Source organism: Arthrobacter sp. Dra40, assembly GCF_059091905.1.
The window spans coordinates 1-4520 of record NZ_JBNHHB010000321.1; the positions used below are offsets into that span (position 1 = coordinate 1).

Consider the following 4520-nt stretch of genomic DNA (forward strand, 5'->3'; position numbering starts at 1 on the left):
GCCCAATCACGTCGCGCAGGGGCAGCTGCAGTTCGAAGATCTCCTCGACCGTCACGACTCGCTCCCGGCTGCCAATGGCTGCTGCCAGACAATTGAGCAACGTAGTCTTTCCCGCCTGGGTGGCGCCGGAGACGAGGATGTTCAGCCCTGCACTTACTGCCGCACCCAGGAATCGCGCTGCTTCCGGCGTCAGCGCCCGTGGACGTGGGCATCGGGATCACCGTTTCGGGCGTCCTGATGCCGGCCATGAGCCTGTTCGGCGAGCTGGGCACCCTGGTGGCGGTCGTCGTCGTGCTTTTCTTGGCCCAACCGTTGATCGCAGTGGTGACGAAGCGCTGGGCGCCCTGAAGGAAATCACCCTGGCCGGCCGCGGGCTGCCCATCCCGGTTAGCGCCTGAGTTCCGAGCGTGCGTCGCTGGAAACGGTGACAGGAATGCCTGCCGGAACCAGAAAGTTGACCACCGGCGGTCGGACGACCGCGCTCAGCTCCACATGCGCGGTACGCTGCTCCGGTGAGCCGGTGCCGCCCCCCACTGTCAGCCGGTCAAACCTTCCGGACGCGCCCGTGTCGGACAGATACCGCGCGACGGATCCCCTGACGGATTCGTCATTCAGCGATGGCACGGGAGTCCCTGTATCCGTCTCAACGTCGGCCAAGGCGAAAGTGTCTGCGGCGGCCAGGGCTGCCCCGTCTGCCACAGACAACAGTTTTTTCCTTTCCACATAGACGGCGGAAGCGCCCATCACCACGGTCAGGATCAACAGGCTCAGCAACACGAAGCCGATGAGCAGAACCAGAACCTGGCCCTCATCATCGGTCCTGACCCTTCGGCTTTCTACTCCCCCGGTGCAACCGGCTGTTCCGGCGCCTGAAGGTCTTACGGGCATCATCGGTAGCGTTCCACTATTTGGGTCGCCGAGGAGTTCACAGTCGCCATCGTGAGGCCCGTGCCATTCAGCAATGGCAGGGGAACTGAAATTGCGACTTCCGTGGTGACCGAAGATCCGGCTTCCAAGCACGCTCCATTGCCGCAGCTAATCCTGATATCCATGCGCTCCGGGCCAAAACCGAAGTCCTCGGCGGCCAAGAGCGCCGCCTGATGGGCGGCTTGAGCAGCAGCTGCGGCCTCGTTCGACCCCGCATACACTTTGGCGGCTTGGTCCGCGGCATTCACGACGGCGAACGACGCAGCCTGCACCTGCGAGACCGCGATGACGAAATAGACCACTGGAACCAGGAGCAGCGTGCCCAGAAAGACGAATTCAACGACGGCGCTCCCCCTTTCGGGTTCCCTTCCCTGCAGGCAGTCCTTCAGTCGCTGTCGAAAGCCCCCCATCGCGGCGGTTTTCGGAATGAGTCCGGCGGCCCCTGGTCCCGGCTCCCTATTCGGCACCCCGTCAGCGCGGTAGAGCAGCATGACCCTGGACTTCCAGCGCGCCCTTGGGGCCGATCAGTCCGAGCGCTGGCAGCGGAGCCCGGACCGTGACCCGTAACGTGGGGACGCCGGACCGGACGATCTCTTCAACGTGGACGTCTTGGCCGTATGTGTCAGTCAGCGAAGCAGAGATCAAGTCAACGGTCCTCTCGCGTGCGTCGGCGGCACCGCGATCGGCCAAGGTTCCATATCGAGCACCGGATCCCGCGGCGTCGATGAGCGTATTGCGCACATGCAGGGCCAGACTCAGCTGCATGATCGACACGAATATCAGGGTGAGCACCCCGCCTACCAACACGAAGTCGACACTCGCAGAACCTCGTTCGGAGCGGTGCCGGCCCCCATTGGAACCCCGGTCTAAGGGGGAGTCGGTGGACGGCCCCACCCGGTAAGCCGCTTGGGTCGGTCCCATGTCAGGGCTGGGTGACACGGCCAATAGCGTCGTTGAACAGTCCTTCCAAAGCTGGTTTGGCCAACGCCAGGATGCCCGCCACGAGGACGGCCGACATCAGGGTGATCATCACCCAGCCCGGTACATCTCCGCGTTCACCGTCCTCGGACCGCGCCGCACGTCGCAATCGGTCCAGCCCCCGGCTCCACAGCAGCGAGATCGTGGCAGCGAAGATGAGCGAGAGTTTCATCATGTCGTAGTTCCTTCCCTTTAGACCCCCATTGAGAAATTTCCATCGGCAGACTTCACCATCCGAGATTGATCAGCGCAATGCCCGGATAGACGGCAAACAGCACAGTGAGCGGCAAGACCCCAAAAACGAGTGGCACCATCATGCCAATCTCCTTCTTTCCGGCTGCCTCCATCAGATTCCGTTTCGCCACGTCCCGCACATCCTGGGCCTGGGCCCGGAGGACGTCTGCCAGCGGCGTCCCTCGTTCGACGGCAACAGTGATTCCGTCAACAAACCGCACCAGCGCCGGCAGGCGGGTGCGGTGTGAAAATTCCTGCAACGCCTTAAGCACCGGGGTGCCGGAACGTGTCTGTGCGAGCACAAGGGCAAATTCCCCGGCCAGTTCGCCTTGTGCGCTGCGGCAAACTCTCTCGAGCGCACCGGTGGCACTCTCTCCAGCGCTGACGGCAAGTGCCATCAGCTCAGCCAAACTCGGAAATTCCGCCAGCATCTTTGCTTCGCGGCGTTGGATTTGGACTGTCAGCAGGTAATCCCGAAGCATGAATCCGCCAGCGGCCAGCCCTAGAGTCAAAATCACTGCCAGTACCGGATCCAGCGAGGCTGCGGCCGCTGACGCCAGGGCCCACCCAATGCCGGCGACGAGGCCCGCGACTGCCCACAGGACTTGTTCGGCACGAAAATCCACCGTGCTTTGCGTCCGCCCCGCCTGTAGCAGCCGCTTGGACAACACCGTCGAACCGAAATTGAACTTTCCCAGCCACGTGACGAAATCACGGAACACCGGCCGGAAAATGCGTTCCAGTGGGCCGAACGGCGTGACGTTGACCGGTCCGCCGTCCAACAGGCGCGACTTCAGCTCGATCGACCTCAACTGCGGGGCGATGCGATCCGCGAAGCGGATGGGGCGGAAGAAGGGCAGCCGCACAACAGTCACCCAGAGGCCCACGCCTAAGGTGATGCCGGCTAATGCACTCAGGGCCACAGTATGATTCACCGGAGCACCCGCTCCTCTTCGGGGAGCGAGCCAATGCGCAGCATCAGGCGGTAGCACACGAGGGACACAACCAGTCCGCCCAGCAGAACCGCCGCCCCGGCGGTCGTGTTGTACGCCGCTACAGCTTCCGGACGGGCGGCCAGCAACATCAAGATAATCCATGGAGCAGCCACGGCGAGGCGGGCAGCGTTGACCGTCCATGATTGGCGGGCCTCAAGTTCGCTTCGTGTGCGTGCGCTGTCACGGAGAAAGTCCGCCAGAGTACCAAGCAACCTGCCCAGGTCGGTACCGCCCACCTCGCGCGTCATTCGCAGCGCCTCTATGATCCGGTCGGCCACGGAATCTGCCAGCCTGGCTTTAAGCCGTTCCAAGGCGTCGTCGAAATGCCCGCCCGCACGGTAGTCGGAGGCGAAGTCGCTGAAGGCCGGCCGTAGTTCAACAGGACCGCGTGTTCCGAGCTGCGCCAATGCCTCCGGCAGGGAGAGTCCGGCGCGGATGGCCGACCGGAGGTGGTCCACGACGTCCGGCCAAATTTCCCGCAAGGCAGCAGCGCGGCGCCGCGCCCTCCAACGCACCAGAACGAGAGGGAGCCAGCCACCAAACAGGCCAAAACAGGCTGCGATGGGACCCGACGCTGTCAGGGCAAAAACAATCAAAAAAGTTATCGCTGCCATGCCCACGCAGCTGGCTAGGAGTGCCTTGGATGACACCTTCTCGATACCCGCTTGGCTGATCATTTGCTGGAGTCGGCCAGGACGCTGGCGTCTTGCCCGATGGGCAGGAGGTTGGCTCCAACAAGACCACCAGATGAGAAAAAGCCCGACGCCGCCCACGACTCCGGCCGCCACTGTCATGGCACCGGTTCCAGCAGTTTCATGACTTCAAATCCGGCCCGTTCGAACTTCTCCTCGGCCGGGCTGGCTGAAGGGCTCACCTTTAGCTGGCCGCCCTGGCTGCTGAAAACGGTGGACGTTTCAATGATGCCGTTCTCCACCCGGCGGCCTATTGAAACAATTTCGGCAACGTGTCTCCGGCCGTTCGGCCGGCGGGCACAATGAACCACAAGGTCAATGCAGGAGGCCACCGTCGGAACAACAAACGTAGACGAAATGTTCTGCCCCGCCAGCAGCGGCAATGTGCAAATCTTGGTGACGGCGTCGTGCGCACTATTCGCATGAATCGTGCACATGCCAGGCAGGCCGCTGTTTAAGGCCACAAGCATGTCCAGGCTTTCGGCTTCCCGGACTTCGCCGACAATCAGCCGGTCTGGCCTCATCCGCAGCGCTTCCTTGACCAGACGGCGCAGCGGTATTGCCCCTTCCCCCTCCAGATTCGGTTGCCGGCACTGAAGCCCAATCACGTCGCGCAGGGGCAGCTGCAGTTCGAAGATCTCCTCGACCGTCACGACTCGCTCCCGGCTGCCAATGGCTGCTGCCAGACAATTGA

General features: G+C 62.9%; 8 protein-coding genes and 1 pseudogene. 1 reads left to right on the top strand and 8 read right to left on the bottom strand.

The genetic code is table 11. The annotated features are described in order from the left end of the window. Positions 1-193: pseudogene (locus AC5RWT_RS34825) on the bottom strand (ATPase, T2SS/T4P/T4SS family); the annotation flags it as partial. Positions 194-198: 5 nt separating this feature from the next. Between AC5RWT_RS34825 and AC5RWT_RS34830 the strand changes: the two are divergent. After that, positions 199-348, top strand: a complete 150-nt coding sequence (locus AC5RWT_RS34830; protein ID WP_494084211.1) for a hypothetical protein — start codon at positions 199-201, stop codon at positions 346-348. 39 nt (positions 349-387) lie between these two features. Here AC5RWT_RS34830 and AC5RWT_RS34835 read toward each other — a convergent pair whose 3' ends face one another. The 7 genes from AC5RWT_RS34835 to AC5RWT_RS34865 all read right to left on the bottom strand — a co-directional run. Next, positions 388-888, bottom strand: coding sequence for a pilus assembly protein TadG-related protein (locus tag AC5RWT_RS34835; protein WP_494084212.1), 501 nt, complete (start codon positions 886-888; stop codon positions 388-390). Then, positions 888-1418, bottom strand: a complete 531-nt coding sequence (locus tag AC5RWT_RS34840) for a hypothetical protein (protein ID WP_494084213.1) — start codon at positions 1416-1418, stop codon at positions 888-890. The genes AC5RWT_RS34835 and AC5RWT_RS34840 overlap by 1 nt, the downstream gene beginning before the upstream one ends. After that, on the bottom strand, positions 1399-1848 hold the full coding sequence (locus AC5RWT_RS34845) for a TadE family protein (protein WP_494084214.1): 450 nt from the start codon (positions 1846-1848) through the stop codon (positions 1399-1401). Before AC5RWT_RS34845 ends, AC5RWT_RS34840 begins: the two co-directional genes overlap by 20 nt. A 1-nt stretch (position 1849) precedes the next feature. Then, on the bottom strand, positions 1850-2077 hold the full coding sequence (locus AC5RWT_RS34850; protein WP_494084218.1) for a hypothetical protein: 228 nt from the start codon (positions 2075-2077) through the stop codon (positions 1850-1852). Between the two features lie 55 nt (positions 2078-2132). Then, positions 2133-3062, bottom strand: coding sequence for a type II secretion system F family protein (locus AC5RWT_RS34855; protein ID WP_494084215.1), 930 nt, complete (start codon positions 3060-3062; stop codon positions 2133-2135). A gap of 8 nt (positions 3063-3070) precedes the next feature. Next, complete coding sequence (locus AC5RWT_RS34860) at positions 3071-3928, bottom strand: type II secretion system F family protein (RefSeq protein WP_494084216.1); 858 nt, start codon at positions 3926-3928, stop codon at positions 3071-3073. Next, a partial coding sequence (locus AC5RWT_RS34865) for an ATPase, T2SS/T4P/T4SS family (RefSeq protein WP_494084217.1) occupies positions 3925-4520 on the bottom strand: 596 nt, incomplete at its 5' end. The genes AC5RWT_RS34865 and AC5RWT_RS34860, both read right to left, overlap by 4 nt.

Coding starts and splice junctions, on each gene's coding strand:
- AC5RWT_RS34835 (WP_494084212.1), bottom strand. CDS start 888: ATGCCCGTAAGACCTTCAGGCGCCGGAACAGCCGGTTGCACCGGGGGA.
- AC5RWT_RS34850 (WP_494084218.1), bottom strand. CDS start 2,077: ATGAAACTCTCGCTCATCTTCGCTGCCACGATCTCGCTGCTGTGGAGC.
- AC5RWT_RS34845 (WP_494084214.1), bottom strand. CDS start 1,848: ATGGGACCGACCCAAGCGGCTTACCGGGTGGGGCCGTCCACCGACTCC.
- AC5RWT_RS34840 (WP_494084213.1), bottom strand. CDS start 1,418: ATGCTGCTCTACCGCGCTGACGGGGTGCCGAATAGGGAGCCGGGACCA.
- AC5RWT_RS34860 (WP_494084216.1), bottom strand. CDS start 3,928: ATGACAGTGGCGGCCGGAGTCGTGGGCGGCGTCGGGCTTTTTCTCATC.